The 25055-nt window shown below is 65.5% G+C and carries 22 protein-coding genes; 16 read left to right on the top strand and 6 right to left on the bottom strand.

The genetic code is table 11. The features are described from left to right. Positions 1-15 precede the first annotated feature (15 nt). The 6 genes from QM615_RS05645 (at position 16) to QM615_RS05620 (ending at position 5782) form a co-directional block, all read left to right on the top strand. Positions 16-969 carry an ABC transporter permease gene (locus tag QM615_RS05645; protein ID WP_188078594.1) on the top strand — a complete coding sequence of 318 codons (954 nt, stop codon included), beginning with the start codon at positions 16-18 and terminating at the stop codon, positions 967-969. Then, the gene (locus QM615_RS05640) at positions 962-1780 is read left to right on the top strand and encodes an ABC transporter permease (RefSeq protein ID WP_149405276.1); all 819 of its coding nucleotides are present in this window, start codon (positions 962-964) and stop codon (positions 1778-1780) included. The genes QM615_RS05645 and QM615_RS05640 overlap by 8 nt, the downstream gene beginning before the upstream one ends. Next, positions 1777-2688, top strand: coding sequence for an ABC transporter ATP-binding protein (locus QM615_RS05635; protein ID WP_149405277.1), 912 nt, complete (start codon positions 1777-1779; stop codon positions 2686-2688). The genes QM615_RS05640 and QM615_RS05635 overlap by 4 nt, the downstream gene beginning before the upstream one ends. Then, on the top strand, positions 2685-3320 hold the full coding sequence (locus QM615_RS05630) for an ABC transporter ATP-binding protein (protein WP_149405278.1): 636 nt from the start codon (positions 2685-2687) through the stop codon (positions 3318-3320). The genes QM615_RS05635 and QM615_RS05630 overlap by 4 nt, the downstream gene beginning before the upstream one ends. A gap of 123 nt (positions 3321-3443) precedes the next feature. Next, the gene (locus tag QM615_RS05625; protein ID WP_149405279.1) at positions 3444-4886 is read left to right on the top strand and encodes an amino acid permease; all 1443 of its coding nucleotides are present in this window, start codon (positions 3444-3446) and stop codon (positions 4884-4886) included. Further along, positions 4883-5782: a universal stress protein gene (locus QM615_RS05620; RefSeq protein ID WP_149405280.1), complete on the top strand. Its 900-nt coding sequence runs from the start codon at positions 4883-4885 to the stop codon at positions 5780-5782. The genes QM615_RS05625 and QM615_RS05620 overlap by 4 nt, the downstream gene beginning before the upstream one ends. A gap of 4 nt (positions 5783-5786) precedes the next feature. On the opposite strand, the gene speB is transcribed toward QM615_RS05620, so the two are convergent. After that, positions 5787-6746, bottom strand: a complete 960-nt coding sequence (speB, locus tag QM615_RS05615) for an agmatinase (protein WP_149405281.1) — start codon at positions 6744-6746, stop codon at positions 5787-5789. 111 nt (positions 6747-6857) lie between these two features. Here speB and QM615_RS05610 point away from each other — a divergent pair, with 111 nt between their 5' ends. Genes QM615_RS05610 through QM615_RS05600 form a run of 3 tightly spaced genes read left to right on the top strand, consistent with a single transcriptional unit; the run spans position 6858 to position 10011 of the window. Continuing rightward, positions 6858-7496 carry a helix-turn-helix domain-containing protein gene (locus QM615_RS05610; protein ID WP_149405282.1) on the top strand — a complete coding sequence of 213 codons (639 nt, stop codon included), beginning with the start codon at positions 6858-6860 and terminating at the stop codon, positions 7494-7496. After that, the gene (locus QM615_RS05605; RefSeq protein ID WP_149405283.1) at positions 7493-8329 is read left to right on the top strand and encodes a carbon-nitrogen hydrolase family protein; all 837 of its coding nucleotides are present in this window, start codon (positions 7493-7495) and stop codon (positions 8327-8329) included. Before QM615_RS05610 ends, QM615_RS05605 begins: the two co-directional genes overlap by 4 nt. Beyond that, positions 8326-10011 (top strand): flavin monoamine oxidase family protein, encoded by a 1686-nt coding sequence (locus QM615_RS05600; RefSeq protein ID WP_149405284.1) that lies wholly within the window; start codon positions 8326-8328, stop codon positions 10009-10011. The genes QM615_RS05605 and QM615_RS05600 overlap by 4 nt, the downstream gene beginning before the upstream one ends. Here the strand turns inward: QM615_RS05600 and QM615_RS05595 are convergent. Together QM615_RS05595 and QM615_RS05590 are read right to left on the bottom strand one after the other, a co-directional pair. Beyond that, complete coding sequence (locus QM615_RS05595) at positions 9927-10712, bottom strand: YoaK family protein (RefSeq protein ID WP_149405285.1); 786 nt, start codon at positions 10710-10712, stop codon at positions 9927-9929. The two genes, QM615_RS05600 and QM615_RS05595, sit on opposite strands and share 85 nt — an antisense overlap. 28 nt (positions 10713-10740) lie before the next feature. Beyond that, positions 10741-12237 carry a PucR family transcriptional regulator gene (locus QM615_RS05590; RefSeq protein ID WP_283347117.1) on the bottom strand — a complete coding sequence of 499 codons (1497 nt, stop codon included), beginning with the start codon at positions 12235-12237 and terminating at the stop codon, positions 10741-10743. Positions 12238-12368: 131 nt separating this feature from the next. Between QM615_RS05590 and gabT the strand changes: the two genes are divergently transcribed. Both gabT and QM615_RS05580 read left to right on the top strand, forming a co-directional pair. Then, positions 12369-13733: a 4-aminobutyrate--2-oxoglutarate transaminase gene (gene gabT / locus QM615_RS05585; protein ID WP_149405287.1), complete on the top strand. Its 1365-nt coding sequence runs from the start codon at positions 12369-12371 to the stop codon at positions 13731-13733. Next, positions 13733-15184 (top strand): NAD-dependent succinate-semialdehyde dehydrogenase, encoded by a 1452-nt coding sequence (locus QM615_RS05580; protein WP_149405288.1) that lies wholly within the window; start codon positions 13733-13735, stop codon positions 15182-15184. Before gabT ends, QM615_RS05580 begins: the two co-directional genes overlap by 1 nt. Positions 15185-15272: 88 nt before the next feature. Here the strand turns inward: QM615_RS05580 and QM615_RS05575 are convergent, their stop codons facing one another. Then, positions 15273-16301: a Glu/Leu/Phe/Val family dehydrogenase gene (locus tag QM615_RS05575; protein ID WP_262498311.1), complete on the bottom strand. Its 1029-nt coding sequence runs from the start codon at positions 16299-16301 to the stop codon at positions 15273-15275. A gap of 249 nt (positions 16302-16550) precedes the next feature. Further along, complete coding sequence (locus QM615_RS05570) at positions 16551-17030, bottom strand: Lrp/AsnC family transcriptional regulator (RefSeq protein WP_149405290.1); 480 nt, start codon at positions 17028-17030, stop codon at positions 16551-16553. A gap of 134 nt (positions 17031-17164) precedes the next feature. On the opposite strand from QM615_RS05570, the gene pdhA reads away from it, so the two are divergent. From pdhA to QM615_RS05550, 4 genes are read left to right on the top strand one after another with little or no spacing between them, the layout of a single operon-like run. Next, positions 17165-18247, top strand: coding sequence for a pyruvate dehydrogenase (acetyl-transferring) E1 component subunit alpha (pdhA, locus tag QM615_RS05565; RefSeq protein ID WP_149405291.1), 1083 nt, complete (start codon positions 17165-17167; stop codon positions 18245-18247). Continuing rightward, positions 18244-19248, top strand: coding sequence for an alpha-ketoacid dehydrogenase subunit beta (locus tag QM615_RS05560; RefSeq protein ID WP_149405292.1), 1005 nt, complete (start codon positions 18244-18246; stop codon positions 19246-19248). The genes pdhA and QM615_RS05560 overlap by 4 nt, the downstream gene beginning before the upstream one ends. Before the next feature lie 48 nt (positions 19249-19296). After that, positions 19297-20586, top strand: a complete 1290-nt coding sequence (locus tag QM615_RS05555; RefSeq protein ID WP_149405293.1) for a dihydrolipoamide acetyltransferase family protein — start codon at positions 19297-19299, stop codon at positions 20584-20586. A 51-nt stretch (positions 20587-20637) separates the two neighbouring features. Beyond that, positions 20638-22785, top strand: coding sequence for a thiamine pyrophosphate-dependent enzyme (locus QM615_RS05550; protein WP_149405294.1), 2148 nt, complete (start codon positions 20638-20640; stop codon positions 22783-22785). A 1-nt stretch (position 22786) separates the two neighbouring features. Here QM615_RS05550 and QM615_RS05545 read toward each other — a convergent pair whose 3' ends face one another. Next, a complete protein-coding gene (locus QM615_RS05545) occupies positions 22787-24268 on the bottom strand; it encodes an MDR family MFS transporter (RefSeq protein WP_149405295.1) in 1482 nt (493 codons plus the stop codon). 130 nt (positions 24269-24398) lie between these two features. Here QM615_RS05545 and QM615_RS05540 point away from each other — a divergent pair, with 130 nt between their 5' ends. Next, positions 24399-25046 carry a TetR/AcrR family transcriptional regulator gene (locus QM615_RS05540; protein WP_262498277.1) on the top strand — a complete coding sequence of 216 codons (648 nt, stop codon included), beginning with the start codon at positions 24399-24401 and terminating at the stop codon, positions 25044-25046. Positions 25047-25055 lie beyond the last annotated feature (9 nt).

Genomic DNA, 25055 nt, shown 5'->3' with positions numbered 1-25055 from the left:
CGCGGCATCGGAGCGATGGTGCGCCGTCGACTGATGCTGCTGGTTCCGGTGTGCGGTGTCGTCTCGCTCGGTCTCTTCGCCGCCGCAGCGGTGTCCCCGTTCGACCCGCTCGTCGGGTACCTCGGAAACCGATACACGACGACGACGGAGGCGGACAAGGCGTCGATGACGGTTGCCCTCGGCCTCGATCGGCCGTGGTTCGTCGCCTACTGGCAGTGGTTGCAGGGCGTCGTGACAGGAGATCTGGGTCAATCGCGATCCTACGGACAGCCGGTGAGTCAGGTTCTGGCCGAGCGTATTCCGTGGACGATGTTGTTGGCGGGAGTCGCGCTGTCGGCCGCGATTGCGATTGCGTTCACGGTCGGCATCGCTTCCGGCATTCGTGCCGGCGGCCGGTTGGACCGCTTCGTCGCCGCCGCGTGCGTCACCGTTCAGGGAGTGCCGCCGTTCGTGCTCTCGCTCGCCGCAATTGCGGTGTTCGCGCTCGGTCTTGGATGGTTGCCCGTGGCCGGACTCTCCGACGGCGGCAGCGATCCCACCCTCGGTGGAGTACTCCGCCATCTGCTGCTGCCCGCGTCGGTTCTGGCTCTGTCTCAGGTTCCGTGGCTGCTGTTGTCGGTTCGCGAGTCCATCGTGTCCGCGCGTGGCGAGGACTTCGTGGCAGGTGCGGTGGTTCGCGGCATTCCCACCGCCCAGATCACTCGCCGCCACATCGTGCCCGCCGCATTGGCCCCCTTCGTCAACGTCGTCGGAGTTCGACTGCCCGAGTTGGTCGTCGGGGCAGTACTGGTGGAAGAGATATTCGGGTGGCCTGGCGTCGCAGGAGCTGTCGTGCAGTCGGCACGCGATCTCGACATGCCGTTGCTGGCCGTGCTGACTCTCGGAACCACTGTCGCGGTCATGCTCGGCTCTCTGCTCGCCGACGTACTGGTCGTGCGACTCGATCCGAGGGTGCGTGCGGATGGATAGGCGAACGGCGATCGCGAGCGTGGCCCTCGCCGCTCTGACCGTGTACGCGGTAGCGGTCCCCATGCTCGCGGGGGTGGACGATCGCGTCGTCGACTTCTCGTCGGCGAGGCTGGGGCCCTCGGCGCAGCATCCGTTCGGCACCGACTCGGCCGGCCGAGATCTGTTCGTGCGCAGCGCATCGGCCATCGGCACATCGTTGCTCATCGCGGTGGCCTGCGCGGCACTGGCGACGGTCCTCGGCTGCGTCGTCGGCCTGGCCGCGGGGGTCTGGGGTGGGCGGGTCGATCGCATCGTCATGCGCAGCACCGACGCCGTCAACGCGCTGCCCCACCTGTTGCTCGGCATCGTGATCGTGGCGATGTTTCGCGGTAGCGTCGTCGCCATCGTGGCGTCGATCGCGTTGACACACTGGACCCAGGTGGCTCGCATCGTGCGCTCGGAGATCCTTCGGTTGCGCGAGCGAGAGTTCGTCGACGCGGCAATTCTGGCCGGGGCCAGTCGTTTTCACGTGGCAACTCGACACTTCGTTCCTGCCGTTCTACCCCAGGCCATGATCGCCGTCGTCCTGTTGCTCCCACACGCGGTGTGGCACGAATCGACGCTGTCCTTCCTGGGGTTCGGGCTGCCTCCACACGAGCCGAGCCTGGGTACCCTGCTCGAGGAAGCCCGCAGTTCTCTGCTGCTGGGGAGTTGGTGGACCTTGGTGTTCCCCGCCGCGATACTGCTTGTCGCCACGCTGTCCGTGGCCGTACTGGGTTCGGCACTACGGACGCGGGTGACGCCTGCGCGTCCGTCGGAGCTTCGCCTGTGACCCGGGGTCTGTCCGTTCGAAATCTGACCGTTCGCATTCCGATCGGTCGACGGTGGGTGCATGCCGCCTCCGATGTCGATCTCGAGGTTCCGGTCGGAACCGTGACCGCTCTGGTCGGCGAGTCGGGCTGCGGCAAGTCGATTCTCGCGGCGACGGTGATGGCGATGTTGCCGGTCGGAACGACCGTGAACGGATCGGTCCTGGTCACCACCGCGGAACGGGAATTCGACGTGACGAGTGCGGCAGGGTTTCGGGGCAGGGACGTCGCGCTCGTTCCGCAGTCTGCGGCAACACATCTCACGCCGACTCGAACCGTCCGATCGCAACTGGACGAGACGATCGCCGCACACGGAGGTCCGTCGACGTCCGATCGGCTCGCCGAGCGGGTGGGGCTTGCTCCGGCACACCTCGATCTCCATCCACATCAGCTCTCGGGTGGAATGGCTCAGCGGGTCGCTCTGGCCGGAGCGCTGGCCGCGGATCCCACGGTGATCGTCGCCGACGAGCCCACCTCCAACCTCGATCGCGCGGCCGTCGACCACGTGCTCGGGCTACTGCGGGCGTGCGCGGACGACGGCGCAGCGGTACTGCTGATCACCCACGACCTGTCGTCGTTGATCAGGACGGAGGTCGCGGATCGCATCGCCGTCATGTACGCCTCGCGACTCATGGAAACGGGGCCTGCCGCGTCGGTGCTCGAGAATCCCCTGCACGACTACACCCGGGACCTGCTGGATGCGCTGCCCTCCCGCGGGATGACTCCGCTCCCGGGATCGCCGCCCGAGTTGACGGACCTTCCCGACGACTGCGTCTATCACCTCCGCCGGCCACTGTCTCCACACTCCGGTGGACCCACTGAAATGGTGACGGTGGGCGCGCGGTCGTACCGAACGAGAGTGCACCGATGAGTCTGGACGCGATGGCCGTGAGCGCCGGTTACCCGGGTGGCCCCGATGTGTTGACACAGGTCAGCGTTTCGGTCGAACCGGGAACGATCACGGGGCTGACCGGCCCGTCGGGTAGCGGAAAGACAACCCTCGCGAGAGTGCTTGCGCTGCTGCAGAAACCTCGAACCGGATCGGTGCTGCTCGACGGAACCACCGTGCGAGGCGTCGGGTATTCGGTACCTGCGACGTCACGCGCACAGATCGCGCTGCTGTTCCAGTCTCCACGGCAGGCGACCGATCCACGGATGACCCTGCGCTCGATCATCGAGCAACCAGCGGTCATCGCCGGGCGCTCGGTCGATGTCGCGGATCTGGCAGAGCAGGTGGGCCTGACCGCCGACCTGCTGTCCCGTCGCCCACACCAGATCAGCGACGGGCAATTGCAGCGCGCCTGTGTCGCACGGGCGTTGGCGCAACGGCCGCGCTATCTGATCTGCGACGAGGTGACGTCGATGCTCGACGCGGCGACGACGGCGTCGATCGCCAGATCGGTCGAACGACAGGCCGTCGACGGCGGACTCGGTGTGCTCGTGATCAGCCACGACGAGGATCTGTTGGACGCTCTGTGCTCTTCCGTGCACCATCTGAGCTGAGAACCACATCGAGAACTCGCGGAGACGAGCGAGCCGGTTCGGTGTGCGAATCACTCGATCGGGGAGCAGAATCAGCCGAACCGATTGATTCGAGAGTTTCTCTCCACGTTGGGAGTCGCCCACATGACCTCGTCGAACAGACCTGCATCGAGTCTGCGATCACAACTGCTTCGCAAGAAGCCGATCGTGGATCCGGACCAGCAGAACAGTGGCGGGCTGGAACGCACCATCGGCACGTTTCAGCTGACGATGTTCGGCGTCGGTGCCACCATCGGTACCGGCATCTTCTTCGTCCTGTCGCTCGCGGTTCCCGAAGCCGGTCCTGCAGTGGTGCTCTCGTTCCTGGCCGCGGGTATCGCGGCCGGCCTCGCAGCCATCTGTTACGCCGAAATGGCATCGGCGGTACCGGTTTCGGGCTCGACCTACTCCTACGCGTACGTGACGATGGGCGAGGTGGTCGCGATGGGCGTCGCCGCCTGCCTGTTGCTCGAGTACGGAGTGTCCAGCGCTGCCGTCGCCGTCGGGTGGAGCGGGTACCTCAACGAGTTGTTGAACAATCTCTTCGGCTTCACCATCCCGCACGCGCTGTCCGCTGCCCCGGGTGACGCCGATCCTGGCATCATGAATCTGCCTGCGGTCGTGCTGATCGTGCTGTGCGCCGTTCTGCTCATTCGCGGTGCGAGCGAGTCGGCGGCCGTCAACGCAGTCATGGTCGTCATCAAACTCGGCGTGCTGGCTCTGTTCGCGATCGTAGGATTCACCGCCTTCGACTCCGGCAACTTCTCCGACTTCATGCCCCTGGGCGCAGCAGGTGTGACCGCGGCCGCCGGCACGATCTTCTTCTCGTTCATCGGACTCGACGCGGTGTCCACCGCGGGCGACGAGGTGAAGGATCCGCAGAAGACCATGCCGCGGGCCATCATTGCGGCGCTGATCGTCGTCATCGTCTTCTATCTCGTCGTCGCCGTGGCCGCCCTTGGCACTCAGCCCTGGACCGACTTCGCCGGCCAGGAGGAAGCCGGGCTGGCCGAGATCCTGCGTAACGTGACCGGGCAGGCCTGGCCGGCAACGATTCTGGCTGCAGGTGCGGTGATCTCCATCTTCTCGGTGACCCTGGTGACGATGTACGGGCAGACTCGCATCCTGTTCGCCATGGGCCGAGACGGCATGCTGCCCAAAGCTTTCGCCAAGGTCAGTCCTCGCACGCACACTCCGGTCAACAACACGATCGTCGTCGCCGTCGTGATCTCGATCCTCGCCGCGTTCATTCCGCTCGACAAGCTGGCGGACCTGGTGTCGATCGGCACCCTCGTCGCATTCATCGTCGTGTCCATCGGAGTGATCGTGCTGCGCCGCTCGATGCCCGATCTCGAGCGGCCGTTCAAGGTTCCGGGATACCCGGTGACTCCGGTGCTGTCGGTCCTCGCGTGCCTGTACATCCTGTCCGGGCTGCACTGGACCACGTGGTTCTGGTTCGGGCTCTGGCTCGCGGTCGTGTTGGCGTTCTACTACTTCTGGGGTCGGCACCATTCGGCATTGCGTGGTGCAGGGCAGGACGCGCGATGAGCGTGCTGATCGCGTTCGCACCGGGGAAGGGCAGCGTCGGTGCCCTCGATCTCGGTGCCCAACTCGCTCGGTCGACCGGTGCCGACATCGACGTGGCGACGGTGGTTCCCAAGCCGTGGTCGACGCCGTCGATGGCCCGCGTCGATGCCGAGTTCGCGGATTGGGCGGCGGCAACGGCAGCCGAATCCGAGGCGAAGGCGCGGCACTATCTGCAGGAGAAAGCGCCCGATATCGCCGCTTCGTTCCACCGCCTCGCGCACCGCTCGGTGTCGACGGCGCTGACCGATGCGGCGGACAGTCTCGGGGCCGCGGTTCTGGTTCTCGGCTCCTCGGGCGACGGCGCACTCGGGCAGGTCGTCGTCGGGTCGACCGCCGACAAACTGCTGCACTCGTCGCCGGTGACGGTGGCGCTGGCTCCGCGCGGCTATCGTGTGCGCGAGCGCACGACTCTGACGCGGATCACGTGCGCGTTCTCCGGTGACAGCGAGGCCTCGCGCGTGGTGGGACCCACCGCCGAACTGGCCAGGGAAGCAGGCGTTCCGCTTCGTCTGGCGTCGTTCGTGGTCCGTGGTGCGACGATGTACCCGCCAGAAATCGGGCTACGAGCCGAGGACGACGTCGCCGCCGAGCTGTCCCGGGGGCTCAGCGAGGCGCTCACCGCAGCAGTGGACGACGCGGTTGCGGTGGGACTCCCGGTCGATCGGGTGACGACCGAGTTGGCCTCGGCCGGCAGTTGGCGCGAAGCCCTCGACGAACTGCACTGGCAGGACGGCGAAGTACTGACCATCGGATCGTCCGGGCCACTGGGACCCATCGCTCGGGTGTTTCTCGGTTCCCGGGCAACGAAGATCATCCGTCATTCGCCGGTGCCGATCCTGGTGCTGCCGCGGCGGTGACGTCCTATCGGTTGAGGGCGAGAACCGACAACAGCTCGTAGGCAACATGAGCCGCAGCGATTCCGGTGATCTCGGCGTGGTCGTAGGCCGGCGCGACCTCGACGATGTCGGCGCCGACGACATTCAGGCCGACGAGTCCGCGCAGAGTGTTGAGCAACTCTCGGGACGTCATGCCGCCGGCTTCGGGAGTGCCGGTGCCGGGCGCATGTGCTGGGTCGAGAACGTCGATGTCGACCGAGACGTAGACCGGGCCGCCGTCCAGACGTCTGCGCATCCGCTCGACGATGCTGGCGACACCGTCGACCTCGTAATCGTCGGAACGAATCACCTGGAAGCCCAGAACTCGATCGTCCTCGAGGTCCTGCTCGCTGTAGAGCGGGCCGCGAATGCCGATGTGCTGCGAGCGTTCGAGGTCGATCAGGCCTTCCTCACTGGCTCGTCGAAACGGGGTTCCATGGGTGTAGGGCGCACCGAAGTACGTGTCCCACGTGTCGAGGTGAGCGTCGAAGTGCAGCACTGCAATCGGTCCGTGGTCGCGGGCGAGCGAGCGCAGAATCGGCAGTGCGATGGTGTGATCGCCGCCGAGGGTCAGAACCGAGGAGCCGTCGGCGCGCAGGTCGGTCACCGCGTCGTGCACCGTGGTGAGCGCCTCGGTGATGTCGAACGGATTGACTCCGATGTCGCCGAAGTCCGCAACTTGCTGGCGGGCGAACGGCGAGACCTTCAGGGCAGGGTTGTAGGGCCGCAACAGTTTCGAGGCAGCACGGATGTGCCCGGGACCGAAACGTGCGCCCGGGCGGTAACTCACGCCGGAATCGAACGGGACGCCGAGGATGGTCACGTCGGCGCGGGACACCTCGTCGAGGCGCGGGAGCCGAGCGAACGTGGTGGGCTCGGCGTAGCGGGGGACCTTGGTCGCGTCGACCGGACCGATCGGTGGGTGCTCGGGACTGCTCGGGTTCATCGAGAATTCCTTCCGAATTTCACAGAGTCCGGTGACAGTGGAGTCGACCAGTTCGCCCGGCAAGCGTTACTCTGATGCACGATCTTGTCAACACGAGTTTCCTGAGAGGCGATGACGGTGTCGATTGCTGCTTCGGTCGAGAACGACGCGCCACGTATCGGCGCGCGACTGAAGGAAGCACGCATGAAGAAGCGGCTGACTCTCGACGCCCTCGCCGATACCTGCGGGGTGACCAAGGGGTACCTGTCCAAGCTCGAGCGCGATCAGGTGAACGCATCGGTCGCGTCGTTGGTTCGGGTCTGTGCTGCGCTCGACGTTCCGGTCGGCTCCCTGTTCGACGACGCCCCCGCCGGTGAAGTGGTGCGCGCGCAATCGTTGCCGCGCATCATGTTCGGGGGAACGGCGATGACGGAGTATCTGTTGACCCCGGTCGGGGAGCGGCGGGTCCAGGTACTGCTGGGGGAGATCGAGGAAGGTGGCGGCAGTGGCGCGGAGGCGTACACCCTGCCGTTGGACGTCACGTTCGTACACGTGCTGTCCGGCGAGGTTCGAGTGACCTTCGAGGAAGATCCAGGCGGTGCCTTCGGCGGCGACGACGTGCTGCTCGGACCGGGCGATGCGTTCACGTTCTCGCCGCGACGCCCGCACAGTTTTCGCAGCGACAGCAGTGGTGGTGCCCGGGTCCTGTGGGTGCTGGCGCCCGCGCTGCCCGAAGAGTTGCACAACAGGAAACCGGAGTTTCTCTCATGACGGTCATCGTGTCGCTGTTCCAAGGGCCGGAGTTCTCCGCCGACGTCGAGGCCAACCTGTCGGCGATCGATGCCGCGGCGCGCAGCGCAGCCGAAGCAGGGGCGTCGATGCTGGTGACCCCGGAAATGTCGGTGAGCGGCTACGACATCGGGGATCTCGTGCGCGAACGAGCCGAAACGTTCGACGGTTCGATCTTCGAGCGCATCGCCTCGATCGCGCGAACACACGGTGTCGCGATCGTGTACGGATACCCCGAACTCGGTCATTCGAATCACGGGGGCGAGCCTGTGTTCAACGCGGTGCAGGTGGTCGACGCATCCGGACGATCGGTCGCGCGTTATCGCAAGACGCACCTGTTCGGGGCCCTCGATCGCACTCACTTCACCCCGGGGCCGGACCTGCTGGTGCAGTTCGACTTCGGCGGGCTGCGGTGCGGTGTACTCACCTGCTACGACGTCGAATTTCCCGAAGCCGTTCGCGCGCACGCCGATGCCGGCACCGAGTGGTTGATCGTTCCCACCGGTCTGATGACCCCATTCGAGATCATCGCCACTCACGTCGTTCCCACGCGGGCGTACGAGAGCCAACTGTTCATCACCTACGTCAATCGCTGCGGCACCGAGGCGAGCCTGAGGTATTGCGGGCTGACCTGTGCCGTCGGGCCGGCCGGCAACGACCTCGCGCGAGCCGGTGAACACGAAGAACTGCTGACCTTCGAGCTGGATCCGGCCGAGCTCGCTCGATCGCGTGCGGTCAACACCCATCTGGCCGATCGCCGTACCGACCTCTACCCGACAGGACCCTCACGGGCCGAGCAGGAGACCGACCGATGACCACACCCGTCACCCCGGACAGCGCAATCGCATCCGAGGACGACCAGCCGCTCACGATGTTCGGCCCGGACTTCCCGTTCGCGTACGACGATTACCTCGCGCATCCGGCCGGCCTGGGGAGCATTCCCGACGCGGCCCTCGGTACCCGGGTCGCCGTGATCGGCGGCGGACTCGCCGGTATGGTCGTCGCCCACGAATTGCTGAAGCTCGGCATGGAACCCGTTGTGTACGAATCGGATCGGATCGGCGGCCGGATGCGCTCGGTACCGTTCGACGGGCACCCGGGTGTGGTGGCAGAGATGGGCGCGATGCGTTTTCCGCCGTCGTCGACCGCGCTGTTCCACTACCTCGACGCCGTCGGGCTCGAGACGACACCGTTTCCGAACCCGCTGGCCGAGGTGACCCCCAGTACGGTGATCGACCTCAAGGGCGAGAGCCACTACGCACGCAAGCTCGACGATCTCCCGCCGATCTTCGCCGAGGTCGCCGACGCGTGGAACAGGACGCTCGAGGAACACGCCGAGTTGATTCCGCTGCAGCGTGCCATCCGCAGGCGAGACGTGGCCGAGATCAAGCGGATCTGGAACGAGCTGATCGTGAAGTTCGACGATCAGACCTTCTACGGCTTTCTGGCTGCGTCCGAGCACTTCTCGTCGTTTCGGATGCGAGAGCTGTTCGGCCAGGTCGGTTTCGGAACGGGCGGATGGGACACCGACTATCCCAACTCGATCCTCGAGATCCTTCGCGTCGTCATCACGGCAGCGGACGATCACCATCGCGGAATCGTCGGCGGCTCACAGCAACTCCCGATGCGGTTGTGGACCGACTCGCCGGCGAACATGGCGCACTGGCCCGCAGGCACATCGGTCGCGTCACTGAACGGCGGCACCACGATGTCGCGCGTCACCGAGATCAGGCGCACCGACGGCGGCACCACGATCCACGACGATCGCGGCAACATTCGCACCTACGCCGCCGCCGTCGTGACCGCCCAGAGCTGGATGCTGCTGAGCAACATCAGATGCGACGACGAGCTGTTCCCCATCGACCACTGGACCGCCATCGAACGCACCCACTACATGGGGTCGACCAAGGTGTTCGCACTCGTCGATCGGCCGTTCTGGAAGGACAAGGATCCGGTCACCGGCCGCGATCTGGTGAGCATGACGCTGACCGATCGAATGAGTCGCGGCACGTACCTACTCGACCAGGGTGAGGGCAAGCCCGGGCTGATCTGCCTGTCCTACACGTGGTCCGACGACTCGCTCAAGCTGCTGGCCCTGGATCCGACCGAGCGCATGAACATCATGCTGCGATCGCTGGAGGAGATCTATCCCGGTGTCGACTTCCGCAGTCACATCATTTCCACGCCGGTGACTCTGTCCTGGGAAACCGAACGCGATTTCATGGGCGCATTCAAAGCGAATCTGCCGGGGCACTATCGATACCAGGAAAGACTGTTCACCCATTTCGTGCAGCACGATCTCGAACCTCGACACCGGGGGATCTTTCTCGCCGGCGACGACATCTCGTGGACGGCAGGGTGGGCCGAGGGAGCCATTCACACCGCACTCAACGCGGTGTGGGGCGTCGTGCATCACTTGGGCGGTTCGTCGGGAGACGACAATCCGGGACCGGGCGATGTGTTCGAGTCGATTGCTCCGCTTCGGTTGGGCGACTGACCTTTCGGAGACAACGACCTGGGTGTGCGCTCGTCGAACACGAACAGTGCCAGAGCGACGGTCAGCATCACGGCTACGACCCAGATCGCCCGTAGCCCGAAAAGCTCGACCGCGACTGCGCCGAGCAGCGCCCCGCCGAAGAATCCGGAGATCACCGCGCCGAACCGTCGGGCGCGGGTGCCGGCCTCGAGATCGTGTTCGACCACCCGATGGAATGCCGCCATCGCCATGCTGCGGAGATTGCCGGTCGTCATCGTGGTGTTGAACGGCGAATCCACCAGCACACGGAAGGTGGTCACCTGCACGCCGGCAACGTGAGCGAGAATCACCGAGACCACTGCATCGGGGACGGTGGCCGGCAGAAATCCGACGACGAGGACCACGAGGATCTCGAACACCAGCACCGCCCGCACCGGTCGTCGGACGATCCTCGCAACCGCGGGCAGCGCGATGAATTCTGCGGTCGCGACCCCCAGGACGAAGGCCGCCAACGGCGGTAGGAACGCGAGCGCTTCGACCCACCGGCCGGCGGCGACATCGACGCCGAGCAGCACGACGTTGCCGGTCTGCGCGCCGGCGAACACGCCGCCGCGGGTGATGTAGGTGTACGCGTCGAGGAATCCACCGACTGCCGCCAGCAGTACTCCGAGTCGAACCGATTTCGCAGTGGCGACGGCAATGTGGGGCTGCGGCGTGCTCATCGAGAAATACTGACACGATTGCCGATGTTCACGATGTCGCGGCAAGCAGTGAGAGCAACAATTCCGCCCGCACCCGCGCCGACGTCAGATCGACCGACAGTAACTCTTCGCATCGGGTGATCCGGTTTCGCAGCGTGTGGCGATGAACGGACAGATTCGCCGCGGCGGTCTCCCAATGCCCGTTCGCTTCGAGAAAAGCCCGAAGCGATCCCACCAGATCGGCGGTGTGGGTGCGGTCGTACTCGGACAGCACTGCAATGGTCACGGCGGCCATGGCACGCAACGATTCCTGTACCGGCTCGGAGGCCAACAGCATCGATCCGGTGAATTCGACGATCCGATCGCCAGAGCCGGCCGCTGCGCACGCGAGCGAAGCCTGCTTCAGAGCGACGGGAGTCTCGGTGATGGGGAGGCTGGAACTGAGGCCGACGCGCACCGACCTCGGCAGTGAATCGAACAGTCGGGCAACGACATCGGAGTCGTCGCTACCGCGGAACAACACCACCACACCGGTGTCGGTCTGCCGAGTGAACGTGGGCCGCGCCCTGGCTCGGCACTCGGCATCGATCGCCTCGACGATGCGCTCGTACGGTCCGCGGACAACGGCGACCCTGATGCGAGAGTCGTCGTCGGCGGCGTCGACGAGATAGCTCGGTAGCGCGGTGCCGTCGGGGGAGGGCAGATGGCCGTCCAGCAACAATCCGAGCGCGAGCGTGTTGAGTCGCGACTGCTCGGCGCGCAGCCGCGTGGGCTTCTCGAGTTCGAGGGTCACCAGAGACACCGCGTGCCCGAGCAGGATCTGCTCGACGCCCGTCACCGGGCCTGCGGTGCGAATGGCGAGAAAGCTCGACGCCCCGCCGGAGATGGCGACCGAATGCAGAGTGACGGTGCACCCCGGTTCGCTGACCGACACCGTGGCCGGTGACGACGACGGGCGAATGCTGCGGGCGACGTCGCGGGCGCGCTCTACGAGATCGGCTGCGGCGGCGGGATGGAACGATTCGGTGCGATTGCCGATCAGCGCCACCGATGTGGACGTGGCGACGGCCAGTTCGCGAACGATCGCGTCGACGCCGCCGTGCAGTGCTGCCCTCGTGATGCGGGTCTGGACCGACGCCGCACGCAGAACCTGCTCGTATTCCTGCTCGGCTATGCGTTTCATGACCGCTCTGATGACGGCGGCGAACGGGATGTCGTAGGGAACCTCCACGACAGGAAGCCCGACATCCTCGGCGGTGTCGAGAATGTGACGGGGAATAGTGCTGTGGGACAACCCGACTCCGAATCCGAGACAGGCGACACCCGCGGCTGCCAAGGTCCGGACGTAGGTACCGAGGGCCGGGCCGTCGGCGTCGAAGCCGAGTCCGGTCGTGAGAATCAGTTCACCGCCCGACAGCCACGGACTGGGATCGATGAGTTCGGTCGCCTGCGCGAAGGTGATGGGCGCAGCGCTGCGCTCCGGTCCGCCGCGGTGACTCAGGCGAAGGTGTTGCTGCCTCAACAGCCAGGACATCTGCACGCTCACCGATCGAACTGTAGCGGCAGAACTGCCGAAATGGAGTGCAATGTGCCGTCGAGGTGTACGAAATGGCGTCCGGCCGTCGTGCTCGTCGAGTCGCATACTTGCACGACAAGCCCACACGAAAGGTGCGACCCATGGCCTCGATCGAGTACCGACTTCCGCAGGAGCGCAAGATCGTCACCGCCTTCCCCGGGCCGAAGTCGGCGGCGTTGGCGCAGCGGCGCAAGGCCGTCGTCGGTGCAGGCGTTGCCTCGACGCTGCCGGTGTACGTGGCCGACGCGGACGGTGGCGTCGTGGTCGATGTCGACGGGAACTCGCTGATCGACCTCGGGGCCGGAATCGCCGTGACCACCGTCGGTGCCTCGAACCCGGCAGTTGTTGCCGCCGTGCAGGATCAGGTCGCACACTTCACCCACACGTGCTTCATGGTCGCGCCGTACGAGGGCTACATCGAGGTCGCCGAGAAGCTGGCCGCGTTGACCCCGGGCGATCACGACAAGCGCAGCGTCCTGTTCAACAGTGGTGCCGAGGCCGTCGAGAACGCCGTGAAGATCGCACGTCACGCGACCGGGCGGTCCGCTGTCGTCGTGTTCGACCACGCGTACCACGGCCGCACCAACCTGACGATGGCACTGACGTCGAAGTCGATGCCGTACAAGAGCGGATTCGGGCCGTTCGCTCCCGAGGTCTATCGAGCGCCGATGTCGTACCCGTTCCGCGAAGGTCTGAACGTCGACGGTTCCGCGGTGACCGGTGCCCAGGCTGCGGCCCGGGCGATCTCCGTCATCGACAAGCAAATCGGTGCAGGCAATCTCGCGGCCATCCTGATCGAGCCGATTCAGGGTGAGGGCGGCTTCATCGTGCCCGCAGAAGGATTCCTGCCTGCACTGGCGGATTGGGCACGTGAGAACGGCGTCGTGTTCATCGCCGACGAGGTGCAGTCCGGCTTCACTCGGACCGGGGCCTGGTTCGCCAGCGAGCACGAGGGCGTCGTACCGGATCTGATCACGATGGCGAAAGGCATCGCGGGCGGGATGCCGCTGGCCGCGGTCACCGGTCGTGCCGACCTGATCGATGCCGTGCACCCCGGTGGGCTCGGTGGCACGTACGGCGGCAACCCCGTCGCCTGCGCCGCAGCCCTGGCGTCCATCGAGCAGATGGAGACGCTTGAGCTCAATGCCCGAGCGCGCGACATCGAACGCATCGTGTTCGAGCGACTGAACGCGTTGAGTGCCGAGGTCTGCATCATCGGTGAGGTGCGTGGCCGCGGAGCCATGCTTGCGCTCGAGCTCGTGCTGCCGGGTGGGCGTGAGCCCAACCCGGAGGCCACCAAAGCCGTTGCGGCGGCGGCACTCGAGGCCGGAGTGATCGTGCTGACGTGCGGCACCTACGGCAACGTCATCCGGTTGCTGCCGCCCCTGGTGATCTCCGACGAGTTGCTCGATGATGCTTTGACCGTGCTCGAAGACTCGCTTCGGACTGTGGCGCAGGGGAACTGATGGGTGCTCACGATCTGATCTCCTCGCTGCCCACCGATCTCTGGCTCGGTGGTGTCCAGTCGACCTCTGCGTCGGGCGCACGATTCGCCGTGCTGAACCCGGCGACCGGCGAGGAGCTGATCACCGTCGCCGACGCCACCGCGGCCGACGGCATCGCCGCGCTCGACCGTGCCGCCGAGGCGCAGCCGGGGTGGGCGGCTACGCCCGCTCGTGAGCGAGCCGAGATTCTGCGGCGCGCTTTCGACCTGCTGCAGGAGCGTGCTGCCGATTTCGCTCTGCTGATGACACTCGAAATGGGAAAGTCGTTGGCGGAGAGCCACGGTGAGGTGAAGTACGGCAGCGAATTCCTACGCTGGTTCAGCGAGGAGGCCGTCCGAATCGGCGGCCGGTTCACCCCCGCCCCTGCGGGCAACGGCTCGATCCTGGTCAGCAAGTCGCCCGTCGGGCCGGTCCTGGCGATCACCCCGTGGAACTTTCCGTTGGCCATGGGCACACGCAAGATCGGCCCGGCACTCGCGGCCGGCTGCACCGTCATCGTCAAACCGGCCGAGGACACCCCGCTGACGATGCTTCTGCTCGGACAGGTGTTCGCCGACGCGGGGTTGCCCAGCGGTGTGCTGTCGATACTTCCCACCTCCGACGCCGCCTCCGTCACCGGGCCGTTGATGGACGACCCGAGACTGAGGAAGGTCACGTTCACCGGATCGACCGGAGTGGGAAAGCTGTTGGTGCGCAACGCAGCCGACCGACTGCTGCGGACGTCGATGGAACTCGGCGGCAATGCGCCGTTCATCGTGTTCGACGACGCCGACATCGACGCCGCTGTCGACGGAGCGATGCTGGCCAAGATGCGCAACGGCGGCGAGGCGTGCACGGCAGCGAACCGCCTGTACGTCGCGAACTCCGTGCGTGAGGAATTCACCGCGAAGTTGACGGCGCGCATCGAGGCATTGACGGTCGGTCCCGGTGATCGGGAGGGCACCGACATCGGCCCGCTCATCAACGACAAGCAGCGCAGGACGGTGACCGCGTTGGTCGACGACGCCGTGGCCAAGGGTGCCCGGGTGCGTACCGGGGGCACGACGCCCGAGGGACCCGGCTTCTTCTACTCACCCACGGTTCTCGACTCGATTCCTGCCGACGCGAATCTGTTGCACGACGAGATCTTCGGCCCAGTGGCGGCGATCATCGGATTCGACACCGAGGCCGAGGCCATCTCTGCGGCCAACGACACCCGATACGGGTTGGTGGCGTACTTCTTCACCGAGAGCCTCGACCGCGCCCTGCGGGTGTCGGCGGCACTGGACACCGGCATGGTCGGGGTCAATCGCGGTGCCATCTCCGATGCCGCCGCCCCGTTCGGTGGCGTCAAGGAATCGGGCTTCGGACGCGAGGGTGGTTCGGAGGGCATCGAGGAGTACCTCGAGACCAAGTACATCGCGCTTCGGTGAGGGTGCACATGGCGCTCCACTCCGCGGCCTGTGGCGCGGGTATCGCCGATTTACGGCAGGGAGTGGAGCGTCGTGTGCAGGCCGCCTCTCAGCTCTGCGCGGCGGCGATTCGATCCTCGGCCAGGCGATCGGCCGCTGCCCCCAGCAGGATGCCCTCGGTGCGGGCGATGGCGAAGATGCCGGCGACGGTATCGCGGATCTTGCCGATCGTGGCCATCACCTCGGCCGAATCCTTGCCGCGCAGTTCGCCTTCCACCTGGATCAGGCCGCCGGCGTTGGCGACGTAGTCGGGGACCCAGACGATTCCGCGCGCAGCCAGCATGGCTTCGACATCGGGCGTGAGGAGTTGATTGTTCGCTGCGCCGCACACGATGGACGCCGACAACCGGGCCACCGAGGACGCGTCGAGAGTGGCACCCATGGCGCACGGGGCGTAGACGTCGATGTCGGCACCGATGATGTCGGATCCGACGGTGACTCCGGGGAAGTCGGCGACGATGCGATCGAGGGCGGGCGCGTAGGAGTCGCTGACGATCACCTCGGCACCGGCATCGCGAAGCAGGGCGACGAGGTTGTAGCCCACTTTGCCTGCACCCTCGACGCCGATGCGCTTTCCGGTCAGATCGTCCGAGCCCCAGGTCGATTCGGCTGCGGCCAGAAGAGAGAGAAAGACTCCGAGCGCGGTTTGGGGGCCGCTGTCGCCGGTGCCGCCTGCGGTGGTGTTCTTGCCGACGACGTGCGCCGTTTCTTCGGCGATGATGTCGAGATCGTCGCTGTTGGTGCCCACATCGCCTGCCGTCACGTACGTTCCGCCGAGCGACTCGACGAACCGGCCGTACGCGCCAAGCAGGGTCGGGGTCTTGATGGCGTTGGGGTTGCCGATGATCACCGCTTTACCGCCGCCGAGATCGACTCCCGCGACGGCCGCCTTGTAGGTCATTCCCCGGGAGAGCCGTAGTACATCGGTCAACGCATCCTGCTCGGATGCGTAGGGGTAGAAGCGAGTTCCGCCGAGAGCGGGTCCCAACGCAGTGGAGTGGACCGCGATGATCGCGCGCAGCCCGGTGTCGGGATCCTGACAGAACACGACGCGTTCGTGTGCGGAGTCGCGCGGCATGTCGGGGCGATCGAAGACGCCCGTCGGCAGGGGATCGTTCGGGGTGGGTACGACGGCGGGGCGGTCGGCAACGATGGACACAGGCAGTCTCTTTCGGTGATGAGGCGGCGGTACCCGGAAATGGATGGTGTCCGGGAACATGTCCGTCGAAGAGTGCCGTGAACGTGCACGCTGGTCAACCACCGTCGTCGAGAACGTGCATGTTGCACTGTGGCGCGTGAATCGACTCGGCAGAGCTGGTCTGGCTGCTCAGCGTCGGCCCTCCTCGGCGAGCTGCTCGAGCAACGGCTTGGTGCGGTACTGGATCAACTCGCTCATCGCGATGGACATGTTGGTGCGCTCGACGCCGGGAATGTCGAGGATGAGACCTGCGATGCGATACAGGTCGTCGGCGTCGACTGCGGCGATGCGAATGTGCATGTCCGCAGCACCGGACAGTCCGAACACCTCGAGTACTTCCGGAATGGTGCGCAGGTGTTCGGTGACCGCAGCCAGGGTGTGCTGGTTGACCTGAGCTGTGACGAATGCTTGCAGCGGGCGGCCGAGAGATTTCGGTGGAATGCGGTGATCGATCGGCGTGAGCGATCCCTTGTCGTCCCATCGACCGAGGCGCGCCTGCACGGTGTTGCGGGACAGGCCCAAGGTGGTGGCGAGTTCGACGCCGGTGGCTCGCGGCTTGGCGCAGAGAGCGAGGAGGAGTCGGGCGTCGGTCTTGTCCAGATCGGTCATTGCGCACTTCCTGTCGCTCGGTCGTTACCCAATATTGTGCATCGTGCGCAGTTCTGAAGTCAGCACTTGTGCACTCTGGCTGTCGGTGGTGTTCTTGTGAAGGACATCACACCACGACGGAGAGTGCGACGAACATGAACACCACCTCGCTGGTACAGCTGATCAAAGAATCTGGAACGGTGGTCCGCAACGAGACCTACTCACCTCTCGTCGCGGACATCGACACGGCCGCGATGATGGAGATGTACCGCGATCTCGTGGTCGTCCGGCGCATCGACACCGAGGCGACCGCGCTACAGCGACAGGGCGAACTGGGCTTGTGGGCACCGCTGCTCGGGCAGGAAGCGGCACAGGTCGGATCCGCTCGTGCGCTCGACACCGAGGACTTCGTGTTCGCCAGCTACCGCGAGCACGGCGTTGCTTACTGCCGGGGCGTCGACCCCACCCAGATGCTGCGGTTCTGGCGCGGCTCGACGCTCTCGGGCTGGGACCCGTACGAGTACCGCATGACTACACCGGCGATCATCGTCGGCTCGCAGGGTTTGCACGCCACCGGGTACGCCATCGGCATGCAGCTCGAGGGAGCCGAGGGCGCGGCCATCACCTACTTCGGTGACGGCGCAACCAGCCAGGGCGACATCTCCGAGGCGCTGGGCTTCGCCGCCAGTTTCCACGCACCGGTGGTGTTCTTCTGCCAGAACAACCAGTGGGCGATCTCCGAGCCGGTGACCGTGCAGACCAAGGCAACGATCGCCGCTCGCGGTGAGGGCTACGGCATTCCCTCGGTCCGCGTCGACGGCAACGACGTTCTCGCCGTCCTGGCCGTCACCAGGGCAGCACTCGCTCGCGCCCGCGAGGGCAGCGGCCCGACTCTCATCGAGGCCGTCACCTACCGCATGGGCCCGCACACCACCTCCGACGACCCGACGCGATACCGCTCGGGTGCCACCGACGACGAATGGCGCGCCAAGGATCCGATCGACCGAATCGAGAAGCTACTGAGGCGAATCGGCGTGTTCGACGACGCATTCGCCGCCTCGGTGAAGCGCACCGCCGATGACGTCGCGGCCGAGCTTCGTCGCGGATGCCTCGAGACCGTCGAACCGGCTGCGATGTCGGTGTTCGACAACGTCTACGCCGACCCCCACCCCCTCCTGGACGACGAGCGAGCCCAGTTCGCCTCGTACCAAGCCGGATTCGAAGGAGCTTCGTCATGACCACCCTGGAACGGCCCACCAGTCTTCCGTTGGGCAAGGCCATCAACGCAGGTCTGCGACGAGCGATGGAGAACGATCCGAAGGTTCTGTTGATGGGCGAGGACATCGGCAAGCTCGGCGGCGTCTTCCGCATCACCGACGGCTTGCAGAAGGACTTCGGCCCTGGCCGTGTACTCGACATGCCGTTGGCCGAATCGGGCATCATCGGCACCGCAGTCGGACTCGCGATGCGGGGATTCCGCCCGGTGTGCGAGATCCAGTTCGACGGCTTCATCTATCCGGCGTTCGACCAGATCGTCTCGCAGGTCGCCAAACTGCACTACCGCACCAGCGGCAATGTCAAGATTCCGATGACGATTCGCGTGCCCTACGGTGGCGGAATCGGTGCCGTCGAGCATCATTCGGAATCTCCCGAGGGCTACTTCGCGCAGACCGCAGGCCTTCGTGTCGTCACCTGCAGCAATGCCGCCGACGGCTACTCGATGATTCAGCAAGCCATCGCCAGCGACGACCCGGTGCTGTTCTTCGAACCGAAGCGCCGGTACTGGGAGAAGACCCCGATCGATCTGGAGTCGCGCGATCTCGACGCGTCCTACCCGCTGCATCGGGCGCGGGTGGTCACCGAGGGCACCGACCTCACCCTGATCGCGTACGGACCGCTCGTCGCCACTGCCCGCAAAGCTGCCGAAGTCGCTGCCCACGAGGGGGTGTCGATCGAGGTCATCGATCTTCGTTCACTCTCACCCATCGACTTCGAGACCATCGAGGCCTCGGTACGCAAGACCGGGCGTCTGGTCGTCACGCACGAGGCCCCCGTGTTCATGGGCCTCGGCTCCGAGATCGCCGCCCGGATCTCCGAACGCTGCTTCTACAATCTGGAGGCGCCGGTACTGCGCGTCGGCGGCTTCGGTACTCCGTACCCGGCATCGAAGCTGGAGAAGTTCTATCTCCCCGACGTCGACCGGATTCTCGACGCAGTCGACCGCTGCCGCTCGCACTGACCTCGCGCTCACCGACCGCCGCCGATACGTACCGAACAGGATTCGACGATGCCCACCATCAAGAGCTTTCCGTTGCCCGACCTCGGGGAAGGACTCACCGAAGCCGATCTGCTGACTTGGCTGGTCGCGGTCGGCGACACGATCGAGTTGAACCAGAACATCGCCGAGGTCGAAACGGCCAAGGCCGCCGTCGAACTTCCGTCACCGTTCGCGGGCGTCGTTGCTGCCCTGCATGTGTCGGAGGGTGACACCGTCGAGGTCGGGGTTCCGATCATCGACATCCGAGTCGATGGAGACACCGAGGACCCCGACGTCGTCGTCACCGGCACCGATGTGGACGACGCGAGTCCTGTCGAGGACAGCGAGGAACGCGTTCCGGTTCTCGTCGGTTACGGCGTGGCGAAGGAAGGATCGAGTCGACGCGGCGGCCGGGGGACCACTCCGGTCTCTGCGGCATCGACCGGGCAGAACGGCAGACCGCTGGCTGCACCGCCGGTGCGAAAGATCGCCAAGGACAACGCCGTCGACCTATCCGAGGTACCCCCGACCGGAGCTCGCGGCGACGTCACCCGAGACGATGTCGAGTCATATCTGCACGGAGCCGACACTGCAGGGGAGCAGACCCCACTGCGGGTCGGCCGCGAAGAGCGGACCCCGATCAAGGGGGTGCGCAAACATACTGCGGATGCAATGGTGCGCAGTGCATTCACCGCTCCGCACGTCACCGAGTTCGTCACGGTGGACGTCACCGACACCCTGACTTTGCTGGACTCGCTACGGTCCTCCGCCCACTTCGCCGACGTGCGGCTGACCCCGCTGGCGCTGGTCGCCAAAGCGGTTCTCGTTGCGCTGAAATCGAATCCCTCGCTCAACTCCTCCTGGGACGAGACTGCTCAGGAGATCGTCACCAAGCACTACGTCAACCTCGGCATCGCCGCAGCAACCCCGCGCGGATTGATGGTGCCCAACATCAAGGATGCACACGAACTGTCCCTGGTGGACATCGCCCGCGCACTGGCAGAGCTGACGCGAACGGCCAAGGAGGGCAAGAGCAGTCCGGCCGACCTGGCGGACGGCACGATCACGATCACCAACGTCGGAGTGTTCGGAGTGGACGCGGGCACTCCCATTCTCAATCCCGGCGAGGCTGCCATCCTGTGCTTCGGTTCGATCCGCCGCATTCCGTGGGAGCACGAGGGCGAGATCGCATTGCGGTCCGTGACTACACTGTCACTCTCGTTCGATCACCGCCTCGTCGACGGCCAGCAAGGTTCGCAGTTCCTGGCCCTCGTCGGCCGGTTGCTGAGCACTCCGATGGATATGATCGCCCTGAGCTGATTCCTCAGCTCGGCTCGACGCAGACAGCTCGATGGAGACAAAGGTGCGAGTGTGGCCGAGGCGATCGACGAGTACTTCCTGAAGCAGGTTCGGTCGGCTCGGAACGGAGATTCGGCCGTTGCCGATCCGGACCGACTGCTCCGGTACTTCGACGCGCAACTCGCGAGCCGGCATCTCGACTTCGCCGCGCGCTGGTTGCAATCAGCTGGCTTCGGCTACTACACCATCGGCTCGTCCGGGCACGAGGCCAACGCAGCCGTCGGTGCCGCGACGACGGTCACCGACCCGGCGCTCCTGCACTACCGGTCCGGCGGCTTCTATGCCGCACGAGCACAACAGTATTCGGGATCCAATCCGATCCACGACGTGCTCGCCGGGTTGGTCGCCTCCACCAGCGACCCCATCTCGGGCGGGCGGCACAAGGTGTTCGGGCATCCGGAACTGGGCATCGTCCCGCAGACATCGACCATCGGCTCGCAGGTACCGCGCGCAGTCGGTCTGGCGTTCGCGCTCGGCCGGGCGAAGGCTCTGCGGCATCGCACCCCGTGGCCCGAGGACGCCATCGTCGTGTGCAGCTTCGGCGACGCCTCGGCCAACCATTCGACGACGGTGGGGGCGCTCAACTCGGCGGCCTACTGCGCGCACCAATCCGTTCCGATGCCGATATTGTTCGTCTGCGAGGACAACGGGATCGGCATCAGTACCCGATCGCCGCGAGGGTGGATAGCGCAGTCGCTCGGCAGATTTCCCTCGATCGAGTACGTGCGGGCCGACGGACACGATCCTGATGCATTGATGCATACCGTCGACGCTGCCGTTGCTACCGTGCGGACTCGGCGGCGTCCGGTGGTCCTCCATCTCGAGACGGTCCGGCTGATGGGCCACGCCGGTTCCGACGCCGAGCTGGCCTATCGCACCAACACAGATATCGTCGGCGACTATGCACGAGATCCGTTGCTCGCCACTGCACGTACGCTGATCGGGGCCGGGGTGCTCTCGGCAGCCGACGTCGAAGTGCGCTACGAGGCGGTGCGCGAGACCGTCATGGCAGAGGCCGAGGCAATGGTCGAGTCACTGCGGACCGGGGGGTCGTCGCGCCTGGCCACCGCGGACGAGGTGATGGCTCCGTTGACCGAACGGCGACCCGCTGCCGTGGCCGCCACCGAGCAGAGCCTGCGGCCCGCACAGGGTGGGCCGCATCTGACGCTCGCCGCCATGATCAACAGGACCCTCACCGACATCATGGCAGCGCGACCGGACGTCCTCGTGTTCGGGGAGGACGTGGCCGTCAAGGGCGGCGTCTACGGTGTCACGAAGGGTCTACGCAAGAAGTTCGGTGCAGCACGGGTTTTCGATACTCTGCTCGACGAGCAGACGGTGCTCGGCACCGCCCTCGGTGCTGCGCTCGCCGGGTTCGTTCCGATACCCGAAATTCAGTATCTGGCGTACCTGCACAATGCGGAGGATCAGTTGCGCGGCGAGGCCGCGTCGCTCAAGTTCTTCTCCGATTCGCAGTTCACCAACGGCATGGTCGTGCGCATCGCAGGCCTGGCGTATCAGCGTGGTTTCGGTGGGCACTTTCACAACGACAACGCGGTTGCGGTTCTGCGCGATATCCCCGGCATCGTGGTGGCCGTTCCGAGTTCCGCGGCCGAGGCCGCAGCCCTGCTGCGAACCTGTGTGGCACTGGCCGTGGAGGAGGGACGGGTATGTGTCTTTCTCGAGCCGATCGCGTTGTATCACCGCACCGACCTGCTCGACGGTGACGGGGCGCTCCGCTGCACCGACGAAGGCCCGGCCCAATTCGGTACCGTCGCAAAGCATTCGGACGGAGGCGATCTTGCCATCGTCACGTTCGGAAACGGGGTGGTGATGAGCAGGCGTGCGGTGCCGAGGTTGCGTGAGCACGGAATCGGCGTGACGATCGTCGACCTGCGGTGGATCGTTCCGCTGCCGATCGACGACCTTCTGCGCCGGCTCGAAGGCTTCGATCGAGTGTTGGTCGCCGACGAGACCCGGCACGACGGGGGAGTGGGAGAAGGCGTCGTGACGGCCTTGATGGAGGGTGGCTACGCGGGCACGGTCCGCCGAGTGGCGAGCAAGAATTCGTTCGTGCCACTCGGCGGAGCAGCAGATCTCGTCCTCCTGTCGGAAGACGAGATCGTGTCGGCGGCTGTGACGATGGTTCGATCCGGTTGAGTCAGTGCACCGGCTGTACGGGAGCGACCTCGTCGAGATCACTATGTGCCGGGGCGCGGATGAAGAACGACGCCACCACCGCAACCAGCGATACTGCACCGCCGTAGAGGAAGGCGGTGTGGATGCCTGCCTCCGAACCTCCCACCTGAGTTGCGCCGTCGGAGATTCGGGCTGCCGCGGTATTCGACATGACGGTGACGAACAGTGCGGTCCCGGCAGCGCCTGCCAACTGCTGCACCGTGTTGAAGATGGCGCTACCGTGTGAGTACAGCTGGGTCGGAAGCGATCCCAGCGATGAGGTCATGAGCGGCGTCATGATCAGCGCGAGCCCCGCCGAGAGCAGCATGTGGATGCCGATCACCAAGGGCAGCGCGGTCTGCGCGTCGAGCACGGTCATCGACCACAGCGCGGCACTCACCACCATCGCACCTGGAATGACCAACGGGCGCGGTCCGATTCGGTCGAAGATACGTCCGACGAACGGCGCGAGCAGGCCCATCAGCAGTCCACCGGGAAGCAGCATGAGTCCGGTGTCCAGGGTGTCGAGACCGCGAACGTTCTGCAGGTACATCGGTAGCAGGATCAGAGCGCCGAACAGGGCCATCATCGAGATCGCGATCATGCCGAGGCCGATGCTGAAGGTCGGGGTACGGAACGGACGCATGTCCAACAGCGCGCCGCCGCGGTCCTGACGCGAGATCTGACGCAGCACGAACACCAGGAGGGCGATTGCTCCGACCACCAGTGGCAGCCATACCGGCACCACGGACTCCTCGGCCGAATGTCCCAGGCTGCTCAGGCCGTAGACGATACCGCCGAAAGCCAACGCGGACAACACGACCGACAGGGGATCGAACGACGGCCGACCGGTCTGGGTCACGTTTTTCACCAGGGTGGTCCCGATGGCGAACGCGACGAGCGCGATCGGCAGCACGAGCCAGAACATCCAACGCCAGTTCAGCGAATCGAGGATGATGCCCGAGATCGTCGGACCGATGGCGGGGGCAACGGCGATGACGATGGAGATCACGCCCATCATTGCGCCGCGCTTGTGCGCGGGAACCACCGTGAGCACAGTGGTCATCAACAGCGGCAACATTATCGCCGTGCCGCTGGCCTGCGTGACGCGTCCGAGCAGGAGCAGCTCGAAGCCCGGGGCAGAGGCTGCGAGCAGTGTGCCGACGGTGAACAGACTCATCGCAGCGACGAATACCTGGCGCAACGTGAAGCGCTGGAACAGGAATCCGGTGATGGGGATGACCACGGCCATCGTCAGCAGGAATCCGGTGGTGAGCCACTGCGCCGTCGTCGCCGTGATGTCGAGGTCGACCATCAGGGTCGGGAGTGCCACGCTCATGATCGTCTCGTTGAGGATCATGACGAACGCGGCGATGACGAGAATGCCGATCAGAAGTTTGCTGCCCGGCGCGAGTTCGTCGTCCGGCGCGGACTCGGATGTGTGGTCGGTCTGAGGTGAGTTCATCGGACGCTTTCGAGTATCGGTACAAGGTGCGGACAACGGACCGCCTAGATAGCTTGAGTCACCATGACAGTGACTGTCAACTTGAATATTACTGGTAAGTTGACGGTGAGAACCCGAAGGAGTGACGAGGATGACCGAACGAGTGTTGGATCTGCGAGAACGACGTCGCCGAGACACCCAGCTCGAGATCTCCTGCGCAGCGCTCGACCTGTTCGAGAAGCAGGGGTGCGCCGCGACGACGGTCGACGAGATCGCGCGTCGGGCAGGGGTATCGCCCAGCACGTTCTTCCGTAGTTTCGCGTCGAAGGAAGAATCCGTCCTCGGAAACGACCCCGAGCTGGACGTCGATCTGCACGCCTGGCTGGCGTCCACGGCACCGGAGAACATCACCATCACCGGAATCGAAGCACTGTACGAGCGATCCGTCGAACGATTTTCCTCCGCACCGGACGAGGTGCGTGATCGTCTCCTTCGCACCCGACGGCTGATCGGGGCCGACGCGCACCTGCGATCCGCGGCCTTCGCCCACGACGCGATGACATTGTGCCGCGTCACCGATGCGGTGGCCGAACGGCTCGGTGGCCACGAATCACGTTCCTATGCACGACTTCTGGTGGAGGGTGCCGGCATGGTCATGCGCATCGCCTTCGACGACTGGGCCGAGCGGGTCGACGGTGGACAGGACGCCGATCTACTGGACATCTACCGAACCACGGTGCGTGATCTACGACGCGTCGTCGGTAGAGCGGCTGCGCCGCACGTGAGTGAAACTTCGTAGCAGGGGTCG

The organism is Rhodococcus sp. IEGM 1341, from assembly GCF_030056895.1.
Classification (GTDB): domain Bacteria; phylum Actinomycetota; class Actinomycetes; order Mycobacteriales; family Mycobacteriaceae; genus Rhodococcoides.
The sequence above is the reverse complement of the archived record's forward strand: the minus strand, read 5'-3'. Positions and strand labels throughout refer to the sequence as shown.